We start from the raw sequence: 24,494 nt of genomic DNA on the forward strand, positions 1-24,494 counted from the left end.
TCCGTTGCCTGTGGTTATTTTTTTACATCATGCTTGTAAGACAGCAGCATGAGTTGAATGTTATCAATCCACAGTTAATATGGGAGAGGCAAGTGTGTGAATACGCCTCATTAGTTCAGATTTTTGAGTGAATATAGCTCTAAGTGTAGTTGTAAGTAACACCGTATGGTCAATCAAGTAGAAAGTTTTAGGTATTTGTTTAATAAGGATAATAAAGGGCATGGTATAATCAATAAAACAAAAAAATATGGTGAAAAATTACTACAAGCAGTCTCTCAAAAATCGTTTATTTGTAAAAATCCTACAGATAGCTGGCAAATATGCGAGAAATGAGAGTTTTCTATAAGCACCTATATATTATACAGTTGTAGTATTCTCTCAACAGTTTGCTTATAAGAATTTTTCTGTTCGGTTTGTCATTAAGCACTAATCGAGGTATGATTAGTGGTTAGTGGGGTGGCGTCTACGTTCTAATCAGCTTGCCATTATGGGCTAAATGCACGTTGATTATGTATTTATCGCGTGCTAATTGCGTTTTTTTGCGATGTCACGTCTGTATTTTTGGGTCATTAGTCTCGGTTATCCTGCACGGATTGGACAATCCGCAAAGTGTTGTTTTTGGTGATTTTTTTTGACACATCAAACACATGAAACAAATTCTTCCACCCATAGTGCATGTAGGTATGCATGGAAATGGCAAGACAAGAAACGCCATAATCATCCAATATTAGCCGTCTTTCACACTAACAAATAACCCTTATGTGCCTGGCAGCATATAAGGGTTATTTGTGTACTTGAAATTTGAAGGCAGTATTCTTGTTAGCTCCTACTCCGTCATTTCTGGCAGTGGCTTTGAAAGGACCTCTCTAATCCATTTTACGTGGCTCTATGTCTGCTTCCCTGCAACACGCCATGCAGGCGTAGAAGATGACATCGTTCTCCGCCCCCTCTTCATTGTCGACACAGAACAGATAATTCTTTCTTCCAAGCGTGATAGGCCTGATGGCTTGCTCCATGAGATTGTTGTCTATGTTGAAGCGTCCGTCCTGCACGTACCTGACAACGCGTATCCATACGGTGAAGGCATAACGCAACGCCTTCTCCATAGCTTAGCCAGCGGTGTACTGCTTGTGTACATCCAGCATATAAGTCTCCAAATACTTAAGGATGGAGTAAGCTTTAGCTTTTCGCTCCGTCTCAACTTCCTCGGGTGGGACTTTCTTGTGCCTGAGGTTTTCCTCCAACTCATAAAGCATGGCTATCGTTTCGATAAATATGGGCGGCATTTTTATCGTCAGCCGCCAGATGTTCGAAATTGCATCTCACGCGTGCCATTTTTGAGTTTTACCGGACAGCAATAACCAACAAGTTATGCCAGTGTTAAAATCCGATTATTTTCGATCGTCCACATTATCACCCTCTGTAGGCGAGAGCAGCTCTTTGAAGTTGGTGTTTCCGCTTTTCACCAAGATATTATACCATTGCAAGAGTTTTTTTATGTCACTGTCATGCACGCGATCTTGGTCATAGTTGGGCAATATTTCGGCAAAATACGCGCGAAGCTCTTTGCTCGAGCACTTCTTATAATTGATAGAAGCCTCTTTGCTATCCTCTTTTTTCCCAACATTGTCAAACACTTGCCACAAAGGCACGTCATCCTCGTTGGTGTACATCGCAATATCAGCCAAACTTGTTACCCTGTCAGACGCGAACACTGGCATACGGCGACAAGGCTCCGCGAGCGTCTCTACTATGAGGTTTGCCTTGCCACGTGACACGAGTTTGTACAGTCCTGGCTTACCAGAAATTGACAGTATTGTTTCCATTTTATTTCTTGTTTATATTGTTAAATAATTCTTTAAATTGTTCTTCTATATTTTTTTCACCATCGTTTATTATAACGTAGTTTGACCGGTTCTCCATTTTTTCTTGCGCCATTTGGCAGTTTATCCACTGCAAGGCCTTCTCCTCACTGATGCCATCGCGCCGCACAATGCGGTCAACTCGCGTTTTGAGCGGCGCGCTGACGCATACGACGCGATCGAAATCGACACGTTTGTCAAACCCGCTTTCAAAGAGAATGGCGCTCTCCAACCATGAGTAGCCGCTGTGTAAGAAATCAAGAGCGACCGCAGGATGAACCACATCGTTAACAGCTTGTTTGTTTTGCGCGGATTTTAGAATATATTGAGCCAATATTTTTTTTCGCAACACGCCATCCGCATAGACCTCGTTACCTACAAGCTGGCGTAGGGATTGCCGGATGCGTGTGTCTTCAGCCAACAATCGTTTAGCCGCCGCATCACAGTCATAGACATGTATACCAAGTTGTCGAAGATATTGGCACACATAGCTTTTCCCACTTCCTATACCACCGGTTATCGCTATTTTCATGGCCTATTGTTCGATGAGATAGTCCACCTGTTCCATTTCCATTCTGACGTTACCCACACCGCGAGGCTTGTTTTGCAAATAAAGTTTACACTTCTCACTTCTCCGGGCAGCCACTTCTCGATAGTCTACCACAACCCTGAAGTCAGATGACTTGATAGTTCTGAACACACTAGCCCCTACCGTGAAATGCACCCTTACCTTCTGCGGGAATGTCCGGACGGTTAAATTCTCCGGTTTGTTGATGGCCGTGATAGGCACAACCACACTCTCTTCTGTCAATATATCCGGATACAATGACAACTTGACACTCTGCGGCACTATCTTCACTCCTGTCATAGCTTTCAACCTTACCGTTTTCACCACCGTGTCGTCAAAGTTGACAACGTTTTGGTATTCGGTAAAAACCGCATTAATACTATCCAATTTCGCTGCCGACGCATAAATTATCACCTTGTCCGGAACAAACTGAACGTGGGATAAATAATAGTTCTTGCGAGGAATGATATTACCTACAAGTTTCACCTTCACTCTCTTGTTACGCCCATAGTTAAAATAAAAATCAGGTTTTTCTATTTTGACAGACACGATTGTCGAAGATGCGAATATCCTTTGTCTCACCAATCGCTGCAAATCAGACAATGGGATTTGGCCATGGCCGGACTGCCTATTGGCGTAAGTTGAGAAGTTGAGCGCGATGGGGCGTATGCGTTTGCTTAAAGAATATGACGCCAAAATAAATCCCTTGTCACGCACAGTGACATACATCGTGTCTGATATGTCAGTGGTTATTACCACGTTTTTGGGCACGCCGTTAATACGAACAGCAACCGGGAGTTCTCTCTCATAAGTTTCATTGAGTGTCATCATCAACCAAAAGATGCCACTGAGAAAAAGAAAGAATAGAAAAATCAAGAACTCCTTGTTCAGCAATCCGAACAAGAAGCCCCTGACGATATTATATATTTTCTTCAGCCTACGCATTAGGTTGTTGCTGACTTACGTCCGCAAACACATAGCCCTTGTCCACGGATATAACCACGCCACGGGCGATTTCCACGTCAACAGTGTTTGTGGTGGCGTCTAAACGCTTTACCGTTCCATAGATTCCACCCCCGGTTACCACTTTGGATCCTTCCTGTAGAGAGTTTTGAAACTCGCGTATCTTTTTTTGTTTTTTTTGTTGTGGGCGAATCATGAAAAACCACATGATGGCAAAAATAACCACCATCATAATAAGCATGCCTCCCATGCCTCCTCCACCTTGAGCTGCCTGGGCAGCCAACATTAATGCACTCATTGTCTATACGTTATTTGATTTTCTAAAAATTATTTATTCTTTCGTCATGTCCATGGGCGTTTCTTCGATCGAAGAATCCGCCATGTCGCCAGCCTCAATATTGGCCCGCGCACCCAATTGGTTGTCCGTGTCGTTAGCTTCTGATTGTGTTTGCTCATTGATACGAGGCCTGTGCACAAACCTCACGGGTCCGCTTCCCTCTTCTTTGTCGCGCCTGCTATCATCGTGCGAGAAACGTTGGCGCGGCTCGGGCATGTCCTTGAGCATCTTTCCCTCGCCTATCAGGTAGCGAGCTATGGCGTCAAGCATGCCATTAATATAAGAGCCACTGCGCGGCGTGGAATACAATTTGGCCAGCTCCACAAACTCGTTTATCGTCACCATGACGGGAATGCCTGGAAAATTGAGCATTTCGGCGATGGCTATTTGCATGATGACCACATCCATATAGGCCAAACGAGAGAAATCCCAATTACGAGAAGTCTCGCTCATATAGCGTTGATAATTATCCGCGTTAAGTATCGTGGCGCGAAAAAGCTTGCGGGCAAACTCTTTATCTTCGTCGTCTTTGTACTCCGGCAGCAACTCTTGCTTGCTCTTGTTCCCAAGCTCAAACCGTTTAATGGTTTTGAGCACGAAAGTGTCCACCGTCTCCTTGTCGTCATTCCAATACAGGCTTTTCTCCTCCAAGAGCGCGTCCAAATCTGTATTTTCTTGTATGAACAACTTGTATAGCCTACGCCAAAGTTCCCTGTCCGTTTCATAATCATTTTCAGGAGTAGACATATATTCAGCGTAAAGCTGGCTTTGCTCTATTTGGTTGCACAGTTTCCTCACGAACTCTATATCATCCTCCCACGACAGTTTCTTGTCCTCAAGAAAAGAATTCAGCATCTTGTTTTCCTCCAATTGCACCGCGAACTGGTTGAACGCAAATTTCTGCGAGGGTGGCTCAAGCCCCTCGCGCGCCGCCCTCTGCGTCAACAAGTCCATACGCCGCCGCTCTTCTTTGGTTACGGCGACAACAAGCGCCAAGAGAAGATTGTATAAGTCGTATGCTTTTGACAGGCTGAAGAGCAGCTCTTTTTCTGCGATGTCGATATTTTTGTTACCGTTTTGATAGTATGCGTAGGTTAACTGGAGTACCTTAATACGTATTAAATCACGATTAATCATTGGCCTTATGATTCAAAGATATTTATTTTTAATATCTGCAAATGTAACCAAAATTCCATATACTTGCAAGAAACGCCTGAATAAAACCTTATTTTTTAGAAAAACTTTGCACATTTCAAATAAAAAGGGTAATTTTGCATCGCATTTTCACTTTGGCGAAATGATTTCCAGTGTGATGGCGAATTAACACTACAATTTAATTTAGAGTAACACATTTAAAAGAAAGATCATGAAAGAAATTAGTATCACAGGTCAGAAGCGGGAGGCCCTTGGTAAAAAAGCTTCTAAAGCCATTCGCAAACAAGGCATGATTCCTTGCAACCTCTATGGCGAGGAAAAGAAAGATGGAAAACCTGTAGCCTTGGCGTTCGCGTCGCCTTTTAGCGAGCTGCGCAAGATTATCTACACACCGCATATTTACGTCATCAAGATAGACATCGATGGCGCAAGCCACACTGCCGTGATGAAAGAAATCCAGTTTCATCCAGTAACCGACGCCCCCTTGCATGTTGATTTCTACGAAGTGAACGACCAGCAGCCCATCACCATTGGCATTCCCGTCAAATTGACAGGTCTTGCGCAAGGTGTCCGCGATGGTGGACGCATGAACCTTTCCATTCGCAAGATAGCTGTCACGGCGCCTTACCAACAGATACCCGAGCATCTTGACATCGATGTTACAGCCCTCAAGATTGGCAAGAGTATCAAGGTAGGCAATTTGTCATTTGAAGGTCTGGAGCTCGCGACAAGCAAAGACGTCGTGGTTTGCTCCATCAAGATGACGCGCAACGCTGTCCAAGCCGAGGCGGAAGCTCCGGAAGAAGAGACGACAGAGACACCTGCGGAGGGCGAGTAATTCATCCATGGACAAGTATTTAATTTGTGGATTGGGCAATCCCGGCGACGAATACGCTGGCACCCGGCACAATACAGGATTTATGATATTGGACGCCTTTGCCAAGGCGTCCAATATTTGTTTTGAGGATAAACGTTACGGTTTTGTCGCCGAGACTTCTCTCAAAGGGCGAAAAATCTTTCTGCTCAAACCATCCACGTTTATGAATCTCAGTGGCAACGCTGTGCGATATTGGCTCAACCAAGAGAAAATAGACCAAAGCCGCCTACTCGTTATCAGTGACGACGTGGCACTTCCCTTGGGCGATTATCGTCTCAAGGCCAGCGGCAGCGACGGTGGGCACAATGGCTTGGGGCATATCATTCAGCTCATTGGCGCCAATTACGCCCGACTGCGCATAGGCGTGGGCAACGATTATCCTCATGGCGCACAAGTAGACTGGGTGCTCGGCCGCTACAGCGAAGACGAGACGCAAACACTCCTGCCCACCATTGACACGTCCATCAATATCATCAAGAGCTTTGTTCTCCAAGGCATCAACGCCACGATGAACCAATTCAACAGCATGGGCAAACGTAAACGATAGCAGCTTCTGTTTCGACCGTCAAGAATGGGCACCACGCCACGGCCGCTCATTTTAATCCATTTATCCATCATGTCAGACAATACCAAACCCGAAAACGACGCGAGCCAATCCATAAGCGCGACCAACGCCAAGCCGTTACCCAAGTGCGGCGCCTCCGCTCGCATTGACAAATGGCTGTGGGCGGCACGCATTTTCAAGACGCGCTCCGTGGCTGCCGATGCCATCAAGAACAACCGCGTCACGGTAGGCGACATTAACGCCAAACCCAGCCGAGCCATCAAGGTTGGCGAGATCATCAACGTGAAGAAGCCACCCATTACCTATTCCTTCAAGGTGCTGTCTTGTATAGAGCGGCGCGTAGGAGCTAAAATGGTATCACAGGTGTACGAGAACATCACCGACCCCAAACAATACGAGTTGTTGGAGATGAGTCGCATAAGCGGCTTCGTGGACAGGGCGCGTGGCACAGGTCGCCCCACGAAAAAAGACCGCAGAGCTCTCGAGGCTTTTGTCACGCCCACTATGTTCGGCTGGGACGATGACGGCTGGGACGACATAGACTGACCCACCTACACTACCACCTGTTCCAACATTTAGAAACCCTCTTGCACCATCACCTCCATGACACACATCGCCATCTTTGTATCGGGCAGCGGAACCAACTGCGAGAATATCATACGCTATTTTCAAGGCTCCAACGATATCAATATCAATCTTGTACTCAGCAACAAAGCCGACGCTTACGCGCTCGTGCGCGCGCAAAAATCAGGCGTGGAAACATGCGTTCTATCCAAGGCCGATTTCAACAACGAGGCCAAACTCATGCCTATACTCGAGCGCCACAACATTGATTTCATAGTGTTGGCGGGCTTTTTACTATTCATTCCAGATTTTCTCATCAAGGCTTATCCACACAAGATGCTTAACCTTCATCCCGCGCTCTTGCCCAAGTTTGGTGGCAAGGGCATGTGGGGGCACCACGTACACGAGGCCGTCAAGGCTGCTGGCGAGAAAGAAACGGGCATGACCGTACACTGGGTAAGCTCCGAAATAGATGGAGGAGAAATCATAGCCCAGCGCAAAACGCCCCTTGCGCCCGATGACAATCCTGATACCATCGCGGCGAAAGAGCATGTCCTGGAGATGAAATATTTCCCACAAATTATCGAAAAAATTATTTTAAGCAACAAGTAGCAACATTTGGATCGGAAAAGACGCCATCCAAATCTTAAAGCCAACGCTTGACTATAGGGGCTATAGATGAAGACACGTTCGCCCATAGCCTCTGTTTTCGCATGCGCCCCTTGTTCCCCCACTTGCATAGAATCTCCCACCATGGCGTCCATGACAACCGCCACGCCCATGCCAACTTCGGCGTTGTCTTGTCGTGCCTTTCAAAACCAACAGGCATGTGGCGACCATGGCAAGCAAGGGCGTCGCCGCGTTGGATGCCGCCAACAACGGCAGCGTCATCCTCCACAGCGAGGGGCTGCCCTCGCGAGCCTGCGAGAGGGCGGCATACAGGTCGGCGGCAGAGCCTGTCACAGGCTGCCTCGCGGCGGCCCATCGGCCAGGGAGGAACTTCCGCAAGGGTCTCTTCGGAGTCTCCGCCAATGTCATGCTTGCGGCTGCCGCGTTTAACTTCAAAAGGGCCGCGAGGCTTCTTTTGCGCCTTGACGAAAGAGTGGTCGCATGGCGCCGCGGAAGACAGGAGCAAAACACTCGACGCCAATCAACCCCATGGATTCCAAAGAAGAATGCCATGCAGTGTTTTTGAGGGCCGACCCAACTCTTTTTGTCAATTTTATATCACAAAAACAGGCGGTAGGAATAGTGGCCCGCTAACAAATTTTTGAGCCGCGCTCGCACCATTTTCATACAAACTCTCGACCATTTCGCGAAGACTGTCTTGCCATTGGTATCTATTGGCCAAACGCTTTGCGCCAAAACGCATGCCCATTGAGCTTTGATCGGCACGCCTTTAATGCCGAATCGGCGAGCCATTGAGCGCCAATCGCGAGCTCAACTCACGACCATTCGCGCCCGACCAAGCAAGCGTCCACCCAAAGGGCTGACACTCTGGCCAATACAAAGCCACTTCATTTTTCGCGTATTTTGAACCATCTGCCTTGTTTTTTGCAAACACGCCACGCCCACAAGGTGTTTTGTCGTGTTTTTTGGTTTATCTTTTTTAAAGAAACAACTTTCGACATCCCATCTCCTGACGCGAGCAAGCATGGGCGAAATGGCATTCCCAAAATACTAAATAGTGTTAATTAGCGTGCGCCATCTGGCATGATGATGATTTTTTATCTGTATATTTGTACTTAGCGGCTGCCCAAAACTAATTGCCACCAAATACGCATGCGTTTCTTATCTTGGTTTATTGGATTGAAGAAAGTGCGTAACGGGCCATACGACTAAAGGAAAAGTGTGGAATAACGACGACGGTACATGAAAATAATGGCAACGCGAAACGTGAAAAAAGGTGTACTACCCATAAGCTTGATTTTAGAGCATCCGTTCAGATATAAAACAATTAGGACCATGAACCAGAGAGTCATTGTATCTCAAAAGATAAATACGGCATTGGCCATTGCCATCTCAGAGTGTGAGCACGACAAGATTTTTGTCCTTACAGACACCATCACTCATGGCAAATGTTGGCCTAAGATAGAATCGCTTTTTTCACTGAAAGGGGCACGGCACATCATTATCGAGCCTACCGACAGTCACAAGGATATCAACTCTCTCACCCACGTATGGCAAGCCTTGCAACGTGGAGGCGCTACCCGCCACTCATGCTTGCTCAACCTTGGAGGTGGAATGGTGACCGATCTCGGCGGCCTCGCGGCCTCCACTTTCAAACGAGGAATTAATTTTATCAATATTCCCACCACCCTCTTAGCCATGGTAGACGCCTCGGTAGGTGGAAAGACGGGCATCAATTTCGGCGGCTTGAAAAATGAGATTGGCGTTTTCAGCGACGCGGAATACGTAATCATCGACACGGATTTCCTCAAAACACTGGATACGACCAACCTGCGTTCGGGCTACGCCGAAATGCTGAAACACGGACTCATCTCCAACAAAAAGCACTGGGCGGAGTTGATAAACTTTCACCTCGCGACCCCCGACTTGGAGCATTTGCAGCGCATTCTCGCCGATTCCATAAAAGTAAAAGAGCGCGTCGTAACCCAAGACCCCCAAGAAAAAGGCCCTCGACAAGCCTTGAACTTCGGGCACACCTTCGGGCACGCCTTCGAGAGCTTCTCGTTCAGAAGCGTCAACAACGGCGTCGAGCCACCTGCGCGCACGGCAAGAAACAACCAAGCGAAGAGCGAAGACGCGCCATCGCGCGCGCAGCCATTGCCACACGGTTACGCCGTGGCTTTCGGATTGGTATGCGAGCTATATCTCTCAGCCGTCAAGACAGGCTTCCCCACCGACACAATGCGGCAGACCGTGAGGTTCATTCGCCACCATTACGGACAACTTGACATCACCTGCGATGACTATCCGGAGCTGATCGAGCTGATGGCACACGACAAAAAAAACAAAGGCGGTGTCATCAATTTCACCTTGCTGGGCGGCATTGGCGACATACGCATCAACCAGACAGCCTCCGACGATGAGATAAAAGAGGCGCTCGACTTCCTTAGGGAGGGTTGAGCCAAGGACACTACACAAAACTCTACTAAACGACACGACAAACAATGACAGACACCATCGCTCCTTTTTCGAGACCCCTATACGTCATGTTAAAACCGGTAGGCGCGCACTGCAACATGGCATGCGACTATTGTTACTACCTCGAAAAATCAAAACTATACGACAACGAGCCACGGCATATCATGTCAGAAGAACTGTTAGAACGGTTCACACAGGAGTATATCGAGGCACAAACCACGCCCGAGGTGCTTTTCACGTGGCATGGGGGCGAACCGATGGCGCGCCCATTGGCTTTCTACAAAAAAGCCATCGCGCTCCAGAGGCGCTACGCCAAAGGCAGGGCGATAACAAACGTGATACAAACCAACGGCAGCTTGATTACCGATGAATGGTGCGAGTTCCTGAAAGCCAACAACTGGTTGGTAGGAGTATCCATTGACGGACCGCAAGAATTTCACGACCGTTACAGGCATGCACAATCAGGAAAACCCACGTGGAAAAACGTGATGCAAGGCATCAGGCTGCTCAAGAAACATGGCGTGGAATGGAACGCGATGGCAGTCGTAAACGACTACAACGCCAACCACCCTGTAGACTTCTACCAATTTTTCAAGGAACACGGCAGCGCATTTCTGCAATTCACGCCCATTGTTGAGCGAATATCGCCGCACGCCGATGGCCGGCACTTGGCCAGCCTGCAAGATGGCAGCGAGGCGCGAACGGCCCCTTTCTCCGTCACGCCACGGCAATGGGGACATTTTCTGCGCGCCATTTTCAAGGAATGGGTGCAAAATGACGTCGGGACAACATTCGTCCAATTGTTTGACGCCACATTGGCAAACTGGGTAGGCGCGCAGCCTGGCGTGTGCGTTTACGCCAAGGAGTGCGGGCACGCGGGCGTGATGGAGTTTAATGGCGACGTGTATTCGTGCGACCACTTCGTGTTTCCAGAATACAAGTTGGGCAATATCAGGCGGCAAACCATCGCGGAGATGCTTTACGGAGAGAAGCAATCGCGTTTCAGCATGTTGAAACACCAATCGTTGCCACGCCAATGCAAAGAGTGCCGGTTTGAGTTCGCGTGTCATGGAGAATGCCCCAAAAACCGATTTGCGAAAGATCGCTACGGCAACCCCGGGCTCAACTATCTTTGCGAGGGATACCAAGCCTTCTTCGACTTTGTCACGCCCTACATGAATTTTATGAGAAACGAGCTGCTCCACCAACGTCCGCCCGCCAACGTGATGCAAGCTGTCAAGCGGCGATTGATATAGATGACAATTCCACAAGGCTGGTATCGTGATTTATACCAAAGAAAACGAAATGGGCTAATACACTGATACAAGCAATATTAACTTTTACGTTTGTACAATATCTGCATTATTTTGTACAAATGTCATACATGCCTTGCGGATTATAGGATTATTTTTGCATTAGCATTACCTGAACGCCAAAAATCAAAACCTAAATATATAATGTGTATGAATAAGCGAAATCTTAAATTCGCAGAGTTAAGATTCTGTGCCATCTTGCTGACGCTTTGTTTCTCAGCGACGGTATCTTACGCTCAATCTCTTGTAAAGGGAATTGTGAAAGACGAAACGGGCGAGACCTTGCCGGGCGTCACGGTGACCGTAAAAAACACCACCATGGGCACCGTCACCGGATTGGACGGCTCGTTCTCGTTAGACATCAAAACAAAGAAAGCCACGCTGACTTTCTCTTATATCGGATATGAAAGCGTGGAAAAGAGCGTCGCGCCTGGCGACAACGTCAACATTGTGATGAAAGAAGATCGCAAGACGCTGAACGAAGTGGTCGTGGTGGGCTACCAAGAGGTGCGGAAACGCGACCTCACCGGAGCCGTCGCCAAAGCCGACGTGAAAGAGCTGACCAGCACCCCCGTAAGCTCGTTCGACCAAACATTGGGTGGCCGCATCGCCGGCGTGAACGTGAGTTCGGGCGAGGGCGCGCCGGGTGCCAAGATGAACATCGTGATACGAGGCAACAACTCGCTCACCCAAGACAACTCTCCCCTCTATGTAGTGGATGGCTTCCCGGTGGAAGACCCAACCATAGCGAGCAGCATCAACCCTGCTGACATCGAGTCGGTAGACATACTTAAAGACGCGTCGGCATCGGCCATATACGGCGCTCGCGGCGCCAATGGCGTTATCATCATCACGACCAAGAGCGGCCAAGCTGGCAAGCCCAAGGTGCAATACGAAGGCAGCGTGGGTTGGCAGACCATAACGCGCAAGATACCAATGATGGACGCGTACCAGTTTGTGAGCCTGCAGAACGAGATGTACCCAGAGAAAACCGCGGACACTTACCTCGCGAAACGCGACGGCAAACAGTGGACCCTGAACGACTACCGCAACATTGAGCAATACAACTGGCAGGACATGATTTTCAAGTCGGCGCCCATACAGAGCCATAGCGTGAGCATCAACGGAGGCGACAAAAGCTTGAGATACAACGCGTCACTGTCTTACTTTGACCAAGACGGCATCGTGATCAACTCCAACTACAACCGCACGCAGGGACGCTTGGGCACAACGATAGACAAAAACAAACTCAAGGTGAGCCTGAATGTAAACTATTCGCAGACCAACCAAATGGGCGCGTCGCCGTCGCAAGCGTCTTATTCGGGCATGAACAACCTATTTTACAGCGTGTGGGGCTATCGCCCAGTAACACAACCGGGCCTGCCACTGACATCGCTGCTGGAGAACGCCACCGACGAGGACGTGAACAACTCCAACGACTACCGCTTCAACCCCTACATGTCGCTCAACAATGAGTATAACAAGCGAAACAACACATATATGCAGTTCAACGGATTTCTACAATATGAAATCAAGAAAGGACTGAGACTGAAGGTTTCGGGCGGATATACGGACGCTCGTTGGAACTTGGACAACTTTAATAATTCCAAGACACGCTACGGCGGAAAGACATCCATCGAGAAAGTGAACGCACAGGTGACACGCTACAAACGTGCCACATGGCTGAACGAAAACACCCTGACCTACCAGACAAACCTGAAAAAACAACACTTTTTCAACACGCTGTTGGGTTTCTCTCTCCAAAACTCCGACTATGAGTCCTATCAGTTCAAGACCATCAACATTCCCAACGAGAACCTCGGAATGGCGGGCATGAGCCAAGGCACGCCCACCCGCACCTACTCGACGGTATCGAGCTGGGCAATGATGTCTTTCTTCGGACGGATCAACTACAACTACAAATCAAAATATTACGGCAATTTCACCATGCGCGCGGACGGCAGCTCCAAGTTTCGCGGCAAGAACCGTTTCGGCTATTTCCCATCGGGCTCATTGGCTTGGAACTTTACGGAAGAGCGTTTTTGGAACCCGATACGAGACGTGGCGAGCAACGGCAAGCTGCGCCTGAGCTGGGGATTGACGGGTAACAACCGCGTGGGGGAATATGACACATACGGCATTTACGAGCTACTGAAAGACGCCAACGGCAACCTTGCCAATTTAGGCACGGTGCCAAGCGGCGTGTATCCTTATGACAATGATGGCAGGAACGTAGGCATGGTGCCCCTTACCATACCCAACAGGGACCTTAAATGGGAAACGACAGAACAGTGGAACTTGGGTCTCGACCTTAGTTTCTTGAACGAGCGCGTCAACATGACGCTCGATTTGTACAGCAAGTCCACGCGCGACTTGTTGCTGATGGCCAGCTTGGCCCCCTCGTCCGGATTTAACTGTGCCATGAAAAATATTGGCAAAGTGAGAAATCAAGGATTGGAGTTTACGCTTAACACCGTCAACGTGAAAACAAAAAAGTTTGAATGGAGCAGCAATTTCAACATAGCCTTTAACAAGAACAAGGTGATGGCGTTGGCCGAAAACCAAAACTCACTGCTCACCTCGGCGCAGTTCGACCAAAACTTCAATACCCAGACCAGCTACATCGCAAAGGTGGGATACTCCATGGGAGCCATGTTTGGCTATATATACGACGGCACTTACAAGTACGACGACTTCAACAAGTCTGGCAATTCGTACACGCTGAAAGCCAACGTGCCGCACTTCGCGTCCGAAAACAACACACAGCCCGGTATGCCAAAATACCGCGACATCAACGGTGACGGTGTCATCAACGACGACGACCGCACCATGATTGGCAACGGCCTGCCCATCCACACGGGTGGATTTACCAACACATTCAACTATGATGGCTTTGAGTTGAGCATGTTTTTCCAGTGGTCTTACGGCAACGACATTCTCAATGCCAACCGCCTCATGTTTGAAAGCTCGTGGAACAAGGCTCGCGAGTTGAACCAATACGCAAGTTACGCCGACAGGTGGACAGCGGAAAACCCCAACAGCGACATACCCCGAGCCACCACTTCAAGCTCCAACCGCGTGTTCTCCACGCGCGTGATAGAAGACGGCTCGTTCTTGAGACTCAAGACATTGACATTGGGGTACACCCTGCCAAAGGCCACGACAAGTCGCTGGGGCATAGACAAACTGCGCCTATACCTCGCCGGGCAAAACCTGCTCACGTTCTCGAGCTATTATGGCTACGACCCAGAGGTGTCAATTCGAGACGGCGCCTTGACCCCGGGCCTTGACTTCTCGGCCTATCCTCGCGCTCGCAGCGTAAGCTTTGGCGTTAACCTTACTTTCTAAATTATCCATCCAAACTCATTCAAACATGAAATACTTTAAGTCTATTATATTAATCATGGCTACGGTAGTTGGGCTTGGTTCGTGCAGCTTTCTCGACAAAGAGCCGACCAGAACCACCTCGAACAACTACTTTAACAACGAAACAGAGGCCGAGTCTTTTCTTCGAGGGGTCTACGCCATACTTACGCAGACATCGTTTTACGGCAACCAATATTTTTTTCTTGTGGGGGGCGACGACCTTGAAACCTACGGAGGCCCAGGACGCGCGCCAAGCAAAGAGGGATTGATTTCCAACAACGCGACAACCAGCGACCCCGCGGTTTACGCCTTTTGGTACACGCTTTACTCGGGTATCAATCGCGCCAACATCTTCTTGGAAGAGATAAACAAAGTGTCTGACATAAACGAAAAGAACAAAAAAATATACTCTGCCGAGGCTCGTTTCTTGCGCGCGTTCTATTATTTCAACTTGGTACAGTGCTGGGGCGACGTTCCTTTCAGGACCTATTCCACACAAACAGTGGTAGGATTGGACATAGAACGCACCCCAAAAGCCAAAATATACGATTTTATTTGCAAAGAGATGGAAGAGAGTTCCAACGACCTTCTAAAAGCCTCCAGCATCGCGTATCGCCCCGGAAGAGTGACCAGAGAGACCGCTTGGGGCATCTTGGCCAGAGTGTACATGTTCAGAGCGGGCGAACACTATCGAGACAAGACATCGCCAGACGAGGCCAAAATAAAAGAATATTTCAAGCGGGCGGATTTCTTCGCGTCAAAAGTGAAAGACGAGGGAGGGTTTAACCTTGCCCCCAACTATTGGGACTTTTTCATCGACCAGTGCGCCAACCGATATAATTCAACCGCCAACGAGAGTATGTGGGAGGCAGAATTTACCGGTAACTACTCCACGGATATTCGCACGGAGGGTCGTGTAGGCAATATCATAGGCATGCAGGCGCCCGACCTTTCGAGCAAAACAGACCTTACAGGCAAGGCCGATCCGGGATTTGGATACTGCTTCTTTTGGAGCACGCCCAAGCTATACGAGCTGTATGTCGCTAACGGAGACACCAAGCGAATGAACTGGAGCATAGCCCCATTCACTTACACCGAGTCCGCGCAAGGCAAGGGAGTGGACGGCCGCCTATTCGAAAAGGGCAAGTTAGAAGAGGTGAAAGGTCAGTATTATAACCAGTCTTTCTCTTATGGCGACACCAATTCCAAGGCCAAAAAGGGCGATCGGGAGAAAACCTACGAGACCAAAGACTATGACCTGGCGTGCGGAAAGTGGCGTCGTGAATACGAGGCCGACAAAAAGAACAAGAACTTCACCTCCATCAACTTCCCTATCTTGCGTTACGCTGACGTGCTGTTGATGATCGCAGAATGCGAGAACGAGGTGAACGACGCACCCACGGCAAAGGCTTACGAGTGCATCAACGCGGTGCGCCGCCGCGCGGGTATCAATCCGTTAGAAGACGGAATGACCAAGGACGAGTTTAGACAGGCTGTCAAAGACGAGCGCGCCATGGAACTGTGCTTCGAGATGACGCGACGCTTTGACCTCATTAGATGGGGCGAATACGTCAAGGATATGAACGCCTTGGCGGCGCGCGCGCAAAGTGGAACCAACTGGAAGCTTGGCCCAAGCAACGTGTATACGTACTATCAAATATCCGACGCGTACAACTATTTCCCCATCCCGGCCAACGAGATAGCGGTCAACAAGCTTATCAACAAAAACAATCCCGGTTGGTAAAAACAAATATTCTGTTCACATTCAATTTAAAATGTCATGAAAATAAGCAAATATATACTGATCTCTGCGATAGCAGCGACGTTCGCGGCGTGCAACAATGAGCTTGCCGAAGAGGCTACGCTGAGCGTTGACGTGGCGCGAAACGAGAACATTTCTAAGATAAACGACACTTTCGTCGTCAAGAAAGGACAGCCCGTGCAATTCCTTTTCGCTGGCGATCCGGATAACATATCTTTTTTCAGTGGCGAGGCTGGCCATGAGTTTCAATACAGAAACCGCGACCAAGTGCCGCCCGAAGACATCGCGTCGTCCAAGCTGATCTTCTCGGTTTGGGCGCAATACGGCAACGGAGAGTGCACAAAAAACGTGCTGAAAATGATGATTTCGGATGATTTCCCCGGATTGAAGAAAAACGATTTCAACGCAGACTCCATGTTGGTGGAGACTCACAAGTGGAAAGATTTGGTGCCACAGGCAGAGCTTCCACAGGCTCCGGGCAACGCCAAAAAGGCCAAATCTTTCGAGATTGACCTCAAATCCTATTTGGGCAAACGCCTCGCATTGGCCATATCCTATACCGGACACAGCAACAAGGCTACCCAACCTCGCATGAATTTCGTGCACATGAAAATAGAGAACAAGTTGAAAAACGGAACCACCTCCACCCTTTACGCGGGCAATTTTGGTTTCACACCCCTCAATATGATGTGGCGACACAACTTGAACGATCAGAAAAATATGAAAGACAATAGGGCTTACGGCACGGTTACTAACAACATGAGTGGCATCTGGAACCTGAAAGACGCAGGCAAAGGCGACTTCTTTATCCACAGTTCAGGCGGCGGCGCCCCCCTCAAATACAGCTGGCTTGTATCCAATCTCATCATGTGCAACGCTTGCTCGCCTGATCGAGGCATGGCCATCAAAAACATCACCAAGGCTCTCAACAGCTATTCCCACACCTATAACAAGGCGGGAGAGTACAAGGCCACGTTCATAGCCACCAACAGCAACTACAAGCACGAGTCAAGAGTCATTCGCGAAATCAACATCAAGGTCGTGGATTGACAACAAAGTCTTATTATCAACAAGCATGAAAAAAACCGTTTCTATCATACTTTTAGGTGCGGTCGGTTGGCTCTTCACCCCCACACAGGTAAAGGGCCAGCTCTTCAACGACCCAAGGATGTTCTCTTTTGAGAACGAGAAAGATTTGCAATCGGCGCAAACCGTCAAATCGAGCGTGGAACTTTCGACCGCCCATTACAAAAACGGCAAGAAGTCATTGCAATGGAATTACTCTCCCAACGCGACTCTCAGCCTTAAAAGAGACCTGCGGTTTGAGCCTAAAATAAAGGGCGATAGGGACAACTACCTCTCGGCTTTCATCGTTTGGGTGTACAGCGAGAAGCCCCAACCGGGCAAAACCATTACCTTCCAATTTCTCAAAAACGGCAAACTTTGCACCTCGTTTCCCTTTGGCATCAACTTCAAAGGGTGGCGGGGCGCATGGGTATGCTATGAGCGCGACATGCAGGGCAAACCCGAAGTGGGCATGGACGAAGTCAAGATAGTGGCCCCCGACACCAAGGGCACGCTCTTTTTTGACCATCTCATCACCGCCATCAAGGTGGACCCAAGACAGCAAACGGCCGACTTGCAAGTGCCTTTCGTCAACAAGAAAACCAAGAATCACTGGTTGGTGGTGAACCAAAGCTACCGCACACAGCCCGACATCGCCTTGCAACCCGTCACCGACGAACAGCGTCGCGACATCAAGAAGATGGAAGACAAGTTCCGCTCCATCATCTACACACCCGCAAAACTCTATCCCAAGCAGATGGAAGAGATGCGGACGCAATTCGCCAAATATCGCATCACCCGCAAAAAGGGCGTCATTTCTGGCATGCCGATATGGTTTGTACGCCATGCCGAGGCCTACGAGCGAATGATTCCCAATTGGGACAAGGACATGTTGACACGCACCGGTTTTGAGATGGCCGACTATTTCAAGCTCATGTTGCGCATGGCCATTGGCTACAACAATGCCACCAACGAGACAGACAAGGCCGAATTGAAGGACATGTTCATGCTCATGTACGATCATATCACTGACCAAGGCGTTACCTTTGGCTCTTGCTGGGGCAACATCCATCATTATGGTTACAGTCTCAGGGACATGTATATAGCCTACTTCCTGATGAAAGACGCGCTCAAGAAAGAGGGCAAATTAGACGAGGCCGTAAAGACCATGCTATGGTATGGGCAAACCAACAAGCTCTATCAAAAACCGGTTGGCAATGGCATTGACATGGATACGTTCAACACTTCGTCAGTGGGATGCATGTCGAGCATACTTCTCATGGACGACTCTCCGGAGAAAGTGAGATACCTTCGCTCGTGCAGTCGTTGGCTTGATTGGGGATGCCGGCCCGCCCCCGGACTGGCCGACGCATTCAAAATCGACGGCTCTGGCTACCACCATTGCAACAATTATCCAGCCTATGCGGTAGGAGGCCTCAACGGCGCGACGCAGATGATTTACATCTTGAGCGGCACACAGTTTGCCGTTGGCGAGTTGGCGCACCAAACAGTGAAGAACGTTTTGCTGGCCATGCGTTTCTATTGCAACAAGCTGCACTTCCCACTCGCCCTGTCCGGTCGCCATCCTGACGGCAAAGGCAGGCTCACACCCATACACTATGCCTACATGGCGATGGCAGGCACCCCCGACAAACAGCACGATTTCGACCGCGACATGGCGGCCGTCTACATGCGTCTGGGCAACAACCCACGCTCCACATTGGAGAAAAAAACATACCAGCGGTTCCAAATCAAAGGTTGTTTTGCAGAGGAAGACCCACAAGGAAACCTCTCGCTCAGCTATGGATGCACCGCCGTGCAGCGCCGCGCCAACTGGTCGGCCGTGGTTCGTGGCACAAGCCGTTATCTTTGGGGAGCCGAGCACTACGTGGGCGAGAACCTCTACGGACGCTACTTGGGCTATGGAAGCATGCAGATTATGACCGCCCCCGAGGGCGTAGACGTAACGCCAAAAACCAGCGGATGGGTTCAAGACGGGTTCGACTGGAACCGCATTCCGGGCGTAACGTCCATACATTTGCCATTCGACGAGTTGAAAGCCAAGATCAGAAACGTGGACATATCGTCCGGCGTCGAAGAGATGTTATACTCCGACGAGGCGTTCGCAGGCGGCCTGTCTCAACTTGGCGTAAACGGCAACTTCGCCATGAAGCTGCACGAGCACGACAAATACAACGGCTCGCACCGCGCCCGCAAGTCGTACCACTTCTTCGACGGGGTTATCGTTTGTCTTGGCAGCGACATTGAGAATGACGTGGACCAATACCCCACCGAGACAACAATATTCCAATTGGAGGCCAACGACAACGCCGCCCGAAAGTATTGGCAGGGCTTCCATGACAACGGAAAATGGTGGCTGGACAATCTCGGCACGGGCTATTACTCGCCGCAAAAGGCAGTGTTCACGCCATTGGTACCGCAAAAATCGCGCAACGAGAAGACCGGAGCCGAGACCGAGGGCACATGGACATCGCTCGTCATCAACCACGGCAAGGCGCCCAAGAATGCCGAATACGAGTACGCCGTGTTGCCACGCACCACCGCCGAGCAAATGGAGGCGTTCGCGCGGCACCCCTCTTACACGGTGATTGCCAAAAACAGAGACGCGCACATCGTGTCGTCCAAGGCCACCAACACCATTTCTTACGCCATCTTCGAGACCCCCAAGGGCTACCTCCCGGGCAGCCCGATAGCCCGAACTGACACCTCGTGCCTTGCCATGGCGCGCTACATCACGCCCAAACGCATGATACTCACCGTGGCGCAACCCGACCTGGCACTCTATCGCGGGCCAAGCGACGATGTCTATAAAGACGGCAAGCGCGTGGAACGCAGCATCTACAGTCGCCCATGGAGAGACAATCCGAGTTTGGAGATACCCGTCACGGTCACTCTGATAGGCAAATGGAAGTTCAACGAGACAGACAATATCAAGTTAGTGGCGCAAGACAGCAAGACCACCACCATCCGATTTGTCTGCAAAGACGGACTGAGCTACGACTTGGAACTCAACCAATGAGAACTATAATATAAACCATTAAAAAATTATGCTTATGAAAACAAAAACTTTATTCATTGCAGGGCTGTGTATGGCAGCGTCTGTAGCAAATGCGCAAACCGAGGCAAAAACTTATGATTTCACCAAGTTCACACAAGAACAAATAGCCGAGTTTGAAGAGGCTGTTAGCGATGGCACATGGGGAAAACAGGAAAATATTTACAAAAATATGACACGTATTGGCGCAAATAGCCATACGGACAAGAAGAAAGTGCCTATTACCGTGCAAAACATTGTCAATTATGGTGGAAAACTTACTAATAAAGAAGGCAAGGAGTTTGCATGTGTCAAGGGACTGTTGTTTGGGATTTATCTTGATGGGAATAAGCAATTCAAGGCACATTATCCTAACAAGAAAAACCACCTTGGAAGTATTTGGTTTGTGTGCACTCCTAAAAAAACAAATGCTATCAGGCTTAATGGTAATAACTTTGCTATCGTAATCCCAAATCTCAAAAAGGGAATGCAAGTCAGTGTGAGCTATCGTGCAAGCAATGGCAAGGACGAAGAATTCCTCAGTGGGTATAACTTTGACAGTGGAAACACGTTCGTACAACATCCTGGTGAGGGCAAAAACACACATGTTGCTGAAGGAAAAGTTGCTGAAGATGGTGCAGCGTGGTTTGTTACCACTAACGGAGGAGCCTTCATTTACGATATTACCATCAAGGACAAGGATGGCAACGTCATTACCACGGGAATTGATAATATAACACAAGTCACGCAAGACAACAAGGTTTATGACCTCAACGGCCACTATATGGGTAACAATATCAACGCGTTGCAACATGGCATGTACATCCTGAATGGTAAAAAAATTATCAAATAATCACTTTCTACCGTGAAAATCACTGCATTATTTATTTCTCTTTTCTTCACCACCACCCTGCCACTCATGGCGGATGGTGGTGTTTCTAACACCGCCATCGCATGGCAACAGTTTGTCAATCGATCGCCCGACAACGCGCTCTTGGATTTCTCCTTCGCCGGATACAAGCACGGCGAGGTGGCTCCAGCCGATGTCTACACCTTGGGTTACACCGTTTACGACGTGACAAAATATGGGCTTGACGGTACCGACGACCTCTCAGACCGTGCCGCCTTTGACCGGTTGGTGGCCAAAATCAAAAACAAGGCGAGAAAAAATGGCGGCCAAGCCAACGCCATCATCTATTTCCCGGCAGGACGATACATCCTGCACACCAGCGCGGACAACTCCACAAACAGAGCCGGGCAACGGGCCTCCAAGACCATCAATATCGACGCGGGCAACCTTATTATCAAAGGCGCAGGCCGTGACAAAACCCAATTGGTGATGCAAGACCCCAACTTGCCTAAAAACCCAAAAAACATGTGGAGCTCACCGACCATGATTTCCATCAGGAACAATGGTGAAAAACCTGTCCCGGTATGGGCCAACGTGACAGCCGACGCCCCAAAGGGGAGCTTCGAGGTGACGGTTGACGATACCAAGAACATCCACGTGGGCGACTGGGTGACGCTCCATCTCAAGAACAACGACCGCGCGCTCATCGACAAGGAGTTGTTAGGACAACCCTTGTACAAAACCATGACGAACCTCATAAACGAGGGGGTGCAGGTTGTAGACTACCATCAAGTGGCGGCAGTGGGCAACGGCAAGGTGACGTTCAAGGAGCCGTTGATGCACGCCGTGGAAAGTCAATACGGCTGGACCATCCAAAACTACAAGTGTTTTGAGAATGTGGGCGTGGAGGATGTGACCTTCGTGGGCTATGCCAAACCCGACTTTAAGCACCACGGATCGTGGGAAGACGATGGCGCATACAAGCCCTTGGACATGGTCAGGCTGACTAACTCATGGGTGCGCCGCGTGGCGTTTCACAGCGTGAGCGAAGCCCTCACTTTCACTTGGTGCGCCAACTGCTCGGCTTACGACATCCTCATCACGGGCAACCGCGGCCACTCTTCCATTCGCTCGCAGGCATCCTCGCGCGTGTTTATCGGCAAAGTGAGCGACTACTCTGATGGCATTTACAACGACACGCGCAACGCGTGGGCAAAGAGCGTGGGCCAATATCACGCTTGCGGCGTGTCCAAGCAGAGCATAGGCACTGTCGTCTGGAACTGCGCATGGGGCGTGGACGCATGTTTCGAGGCGCACGCCACACAGCCGCGAGCCACGCTCATAGACGTATGCCGGGGCGGACTGATGCAACTGCGATGCGGTGGAGACAAATACCAGCTGCCCAACCACCTTGACGATCTCACGCTCTGGAACCTGTACGTGACCAACACGTCGCTCCAAACGCTCAAGATGCTGCCCTACCGTTGGTGGGACAACAAAAACATCTGGATAAAAATGTTGCCGCCTACCATCGTGGGCATACACGGCGACTACGACATGAAGTTCGCCGACGGCCAAACCAAACGCGACGAAAGCCACGGCACACCCGTACTACCCCACTCGCTCTACGCTGAACAACTGAAACGAAGATTGGGGCACGTGCCCGCGTGGCTGTCAGAACTCGAGCGCGTGGACCATGTGTCGGCACTCGGGAAGACATGGATTTTCAACCTCATGGCCGACAAAGACAGGAACGCGTTTGAAACCGACGCAAGCGGCGTTGGCAAATGGCGGAAAACCACTGACAGCGGCAACAACCCCGTGTTCCAAAACGCAAGCGCCATAGGCAAGGCAGGCACCGAGCCGGTAGAGGCCAAGCACTTGTCGCGATACGCCGGCAAACTCATGGTCAACAACATGGAACCAGCCTTTGCGCGTGGACTGTTGTTTTGCACTTACATACCCGGGACAAAAACCGTGAAGCCCATAAGCATAGGCAAACTGCGCATATACACCGACGCTGAGAGGCAAGCCATCAACCTCAACGCCAAGAATTTGGCCATCGTCATACCCAACTTAAAAGCGGGACAAACGGTCATCGTGGGATGCCGGTCGGTGACAAGCCCCAACCCTCGCTATCTCGACGCTCACAACCTTGACGTGGAAGAGGGCTTTGGCAACGCCGCGGCCAACAACCTGCAAGAGCAAACCTGTATCGGAAAAGTGGCCGAAGACGGCGACGTGGCCATCACCTCGAGCAATGGCATCTATGTGTACAGCATCACAATAAAAGACAAAGACGGAAACACCCTACCCACAAGCATAGGCCACACAACGCTGACGAGACGCCAACATAACCCCAACATTTACGATCTCAATGGTCATTACCTGGGCACAGACATCGACAAATTGCCCAAAGGGTTGTATATACGCAACGGCAAAAAAATCGGCCGGCTATGACACGTGGCGACAGCCCAAGACATTTGGGCACAGAGATCACGCCGCGATAGAGATTAGTGACGCGAAATGCCAAATGGCATCAAGTCCGAGCAGTTTAAAATTACACCATTAGTGACCTTTTCATTGGAGGCAAACTTGCGCGAAAGCAGTTTGCCTCTTTTTGTTTTTCGCGACGAATCAAACCCATATTTGTCAAATAATAGTCACAAAAAACTGCACCCACCACACGACCGTTACAGAGCCTGAAAACCGTGCGAACTCATCAAAAGACAAGTTGCGGTGACACAGTCATAGCGCTGGCAACATGCGATTGATACCGATAGGCGACGCGGTCAGGTTGCAAACGCGACGCGTTTCGAGCCTTACCGTCTCGTCTTTAAGCCTTAAACGCATGCCGATTAAGCCTTAATGGCAAGTCCTCGAATGATTTTTAATGACAGGCTCGCACACAAAACGGCATAACTTTTTAAATGACAGACCGTTGGGAGAAACGCTCATTTTTCGTGTATTTGCGAGCGAAAGGTCGGCGGCTTGCAAATACGCGAAGCGCGAGAGACCTTTTGTCCGTTTTTTTTGAGGATTTATCGCGAACAGCGTTTGCAATATAAGAAAATGTGAGTAAAA

General features: G+C 49.5%; 20 protein-coding genes. 13 read left to right on the top strand and 7 right to left on the bottom strand.

Annotated features, from left to right (window positions below; genetic code table 11):
- Window positions 1-866: 866 nt before the first annotated feature.
- The 7 genes from HMPREF1640_RS13680 to nusB all read right to left on the bottom strand — a co-directional run bounded on the left by HMPREF1640_RS13680 (window position 867) and on the right by nusB (window position 4,867).
- Window positions 867-1,106: a transposase gene (locus tag HMPREF1640_RS13680; protein WP_036893413.1), complete on the bottom strand. Its 240-nt coding sequence runs from the start codon at window positions 1,104-1,106 to the stop codon at window positions 867-869.
- 3 nt (window positions 1,107-1,109) lie between these two features.
- Window positions 1,110-1,286 carry a hypothetical protein gene (locus HMPREF1640_RS13685; RefSeq protein ID WP_231565855.1) on the bottom strand — a complete coding sequence of 59 codons (177 nt, stop codon included), beginning with the start codon at window positions 1,284-1,286 and terminating at the stop codon, window positions 1,110-1,112.
- A gap of 105 nt (window positions 1,287-1,391) precedes the next feature.
- Entirely contained in the window at window positions 1,392-1,826 is a 435-nt protein-coding gene (locus tag HMPREF1640_RS06545; RefSeq protein ID WP_036893415.1) for a DUF5606 domain-containing protein, read from the bottom strand.
- Window position 1,827: 1 nt separating this feature from the next.
- Entirely contained in the window at window positions 1,828-2,394 is a 567-nt protein-coding gene (coaE, locus tag HMPREF1640_RS06550) for a dephospho-CoA kinase (protein WP_036893417.1), read from the bottom strand.
- A gap of 3 nt (window positions 2,395-2,397) precedes the next feature.
- Window positions 2,398-3,375, bottom strand: a complete 978-nt coding sequence (locus HMPREF1640_RS06555; protein ID WP_036893419.1) for a YbbR-like domain-containing protein — start codon at window positions 3,373-3,375, stop codon at window positions 2,398-2,400.
- On the bottom strand, window positions 3,368-3,691 hold the full coding sequence (gene yajC / locus HMPREF1640_RS06560; RefSeq protein WP_036893420.1) for a preprotein translocase subunit YajC: 324 nt from the start codon (window positions 3,689-3,691) through the stop codon (window positions 3,368-3,370). Before yajC ends, HMPREF1640_RS06555 begins: the two co-directional genes overlap by 8 nt.
- A 33-nt stretch (window positions 3,692-3,724) precedes the next feature.
- Complete coding sequence (gene nusB, locus HMPREF1640_RS06565) at window positions 3,725-4,867, bottom strand: transcription antitermination factor NusB (RefSeq protein WP_036893421.1); 1,143 nt, start codon at window positions 4,865-4,867, stop codon at window positions 3,725-3,727.
- 229 nt (window positions 4,868-5,096) lie between these two features.
- On the opposite strand from nusB, the gene HMPREF1640_RS06570 reads away from it, so the two are divergent.
- The 13 genes from HMPREF1640_RS06570 to HMPREF1640_RS06640 all read left to right on the top strand — a co-directional run bounded on the left by HMPREF1640_RS06570 (window position 5,097) and on the right by HMPREF1640_RS06640 (window position 23,870).
- A complete protein-coding gene (locus tag HMPREF1640_RS06570; RefSeq protein WP_036893422.1) occupies window positions 5,097-5,723 on the top strand; it encodes a 50S ribosomal protein L25/general stress protein Ctc in 627 nt (208 codons plus the stop codon).
- A 7-nt stretch (window positions 5,724-5,730) separates the two neighbouring features.
- On the top strand, window positions 5,731-6,309 hold the full coding sequence (gene pth, locus HMPREF1640_RS06575) for an aminoacyl-tRNA hydrolase (RefSeq protein ID WP_036893423.1): 579 nt from the start codon (window positions 5,731-5,733) through the stop codon (window positions 6,307-6,309).
- A gap of 69 nt (window positions 6,310-6,378) precedes the next feature.
- Window positions 6,379-6,873 carry an RNA-binding S4 domain-containing protein gene (locus HMPREF1640_RS06580; RefSeq protein WP_081935304.1) on the top strand — a complete coding sequence of 165 codons (495 nt, stop codon included), beginning with the start codon at window positions 6,379-6,381 and terminating at the stop codon, window positions 6,871-6,873.
- Between the two features lie 57 nt (window positions 6,874-6,930).
- The gene (purN, locus tag HMPREF1640_RS06585; RefSeq protein WP_036893424.1) at window positions 6,931-7,503 is read left to right on the top strand and encodes a phosphoribosylglycinamide formyltransferase; all 573 of its coding nucleotides are present in this window, start codon (window positions 6,931-6,933) and stop codon (window positions 7,501-7,503) included.
- A gap of 226 nt (window positions 7,504-7,729) precedes the next feature.
- A complete protein-coding gene (locus HMPREF1640_RS13925; protein ID WP_197051490.1) occupies window positions 7,730-8,086 on the top strand; it encodes a hypothetical protein in 357 nt (118 codons plus the stop codon).
- Between the two features lie 770 nt (window positions 8,087-8,856).
- A complete protein-coding gene (locus HMPREF1640_RS06605) occupies window positions 8,857-9,981 on the top strand; it encodes a 3-dehydroquinate synthase family protein (protein ID WP_036893429.1) in 1,125 nt (374 codons plus the stop codon).
- A 44-nt stretch (window positions 9,982-10,025) separates the two neighbouring features.
- A complete protein-coding gene (locus tag HMPREF1640_RS06610; RefSeq protein ID WP_036893431.1) occupies window positions 10,026-11,255 on the top strand; it encodes an anaerobic sulfatase-maturation protein in 1,230 nt (409 codons plus the stop codon).
- A gap of 207 nt (window positions 11,256-11,462) precedes the next feature.
- Entirely contained in the window at window positions 11,463-14,660 is a 3,198-nt protein-coding gene (locus HMPREF1640_RS06615) for a TonB-dependent receptor (RefSeq protein ID WP_052051753.1), read from the top strand.
- 25 nt (window positions 14,661-14,685) lie between these two features.
- Window positions 14,686-16,422 carry a RagB/SusD family nutrient uptake outer membrane protein gene (locus HMPREF1640_RS06620; protein ID WP_036893433.1) on the top strand — a complete coding sequence of 579 codons (1,737 nt, stop codon included), beginning with the start codon at window positions 14,686-14,688 and terminating at the stop codon, window positions 16,420-16,422.
- Between the two features lie 36 nt (window positions 16,423-16,458).
- On the top strand, window positions 16,459-17,490 hold the full coding sequence (locus HMPREF1640_RS06625) for a DUF5017 domain-containing protein (protein WP_036893434.1): 1,032 nt from the start codon (window positions 16,459-16,461) through the stop codon (window positions 17,488-17,490).
- Between the two features lie 25 nt (window positions 17,491-17,515).
- Window positions 17,516-20,545 carry a chondroitinase family polysaccharide lyase gene (locus HMPREF1640_RS06630; protein WP_156098739.1) on the top strand — a complete coding sequence of 1,010 codons (3,030 nt, stop codon included), beginning with the start codon at window positions 17,516-17,518 and terminating at the stop codon, window positions 20,543-20,545.
- A gap of 34 nt (window positions 20,546-20,579) precedes the next feature.
- Complete coding sequence (locus tag HMPREF1640_RS06635) at window positions 20,580-21,413, top strand: hypothetical protein (protein WP_156098740.1); 834 nt, start codon at window positions 20,580-20,582, stop codon at window positions 21,411-21,413.
- A gap of 12 nt (window positions 21,414-21,425) precedes the next feature.
- Entirely contained in the window at window positions 21,426-23,870 is a 2,445-nt protein-coding gene (locus HMPREF1640_RS06640; RefSeq protein WP_156098741.1) for a DUF4955 domain-containing protein, read from the top strand.
- Window positions 23,871-24,494 lie beyond the last annotated feature (624 nt).

This window comes from Prevotella sp. S7-1-8 (assembly GCF_000758925.1).
GTDB lineage: Bacteria > Bacteroidota > Bacteroidia > Bacteroidales > Bacteroidaceae > Prevotella.

Excerpts from the sequence above, each read along its gene's own strand:
- HMPREF1640_RS13925 (WP_197051490.1), top strand. The coding sequence starts at position 7,730 with ATGGCAAGCAAGGGCGTCGCCGCGTTGGATGCCGCCAACAACGGCAGC.
- HMPREF1640_RS06635 (WP_156098740.1), top strand. The coding sequence starts at position 20,580 with ATGAAAACAAAAACTTTATTCATTGCAGGGCTGTGTATGGCAGCGTCT.
- HMPREF1640_RS06630 (WP_156098739.1), top strand. The coding sequence starts at position 17,516 with ATGAAAAAAACCGTTTCTATCATACTTTTAGGTGCGGTCGGTTGGCTC.
- HMPREF1640_RS06580 (WP_081935304.1), top strand. The coding sequence starts at position 6,379 with ATGTCAGACAATACCAAACCCGAAAACGACGCGAGCCAATCCATAAGC.
- pth (WP_036893423.1), top strand. The coding sequence starts at position 5,731 with ATGGACAAGTATTTAATTTGTGGATTGGGCAATCCCGGCGACGAATAC.
- coaE (WP_036893417.1), bottom strand. The coding sequence starts at position 2,394 with ATGAAAATAGCGATAACCGGTGGTATAGGAAGTGGGAAAAGCTATGTG.
- yajC (WP_036893420.1), bottom strand. The coding sequence starts at position 3,691 with ATGAGTGCATTAATGTTGGCTGCCCAGGCAGCTCAAGGTGGAGGAGGC.
- HMPREF1640_RS06605 (WP_036893429.1), top strand. The coding sequence starts at position 8,857 with ATGAACCAGAGAGTCATTGTATCTCAAAAGATAAATACGGCATTGGCC.
- HMPREF1640_RS13685 (WP_231565855.1), bottom strand. The coding sequence starts at position 1,286 with ATGCCGCCCATATTTATCGAAACGATAGCCATGCTTTATGAGTTGGAG.
- purN (WP_036893424.1), top strand. The coding sequence starts at position 6,931 with ATGACACACATCGCCATCTTTGTATCGGGCAGCGGAACCAACTGCGAG.
- HMPREF1640_RS06545 (WP_036893415.1), bottom strand. The coding sequence starts at position 1,826 with ATGGAAACAATACTGTCAATTTCTGGTAAGCCAGGACTGTACAAACTC.
- HMPREF1640_RS06615 (WP_052051753.1), top strand. The coding sequence starts at position 11,463 with ATGAATAAGCGAAATCTTAAATTCGCAGAGTTAAGATTCTGTGCCATC.
- HMPREF1640_RS06625 (WP_036893434.1), top strand. The coding sequence starts at position 16,459 with ATGAAAATAAGCAAATATATACTGATCTCTGCGATAGCAGCGACGTTC.
- HMPREF1640_RS13680 (WP_036893413.1), bottom strand. The coding sequence starts at position 1,106 with ATGGAGAAGGCGTTGCGTTATGCCTTCACCGTATGGATACGCGTTGTC.
- HMPREF1640_RS06555 (WP_036893419.1), bottom strand. The coding sequence starts at position 3,375 with ATGCGTAGGCTGAAGAAAATATATAATATCGTCAGGGGCTTCTTGTTC.
- HMPREF1640_RS06570 (WP_036893422.1), top strand. The coding sequence starts at position 5,097 with ATGAAAGAAATTAGTATCACAGGTCAGAAGCGGGAGGCCCTTGGTAAA.
- nusB (WP_036893421.1), bottom strand. The coding sequence starts at position 4,867 with ATGATTAATCGTGATTTAATACGTATTAAGGTACTCCAGTTAACCTAC.
- HMPREF1640_RS06620 (WP_036893433.1), top strand. The coding sequence starts at position 14,686 with ATGAAATACTTTAAGTCTATTATATTAATCATGGCTACGGTAGTTGGG.
- HMPREF1640_RS06610 (WP_036893431.1), top strand. The coding sequence starts at position 10,026 with ATGACAGACACCATCGCTCCTTTTTCGAGACCCCTATACGTCATGTTA.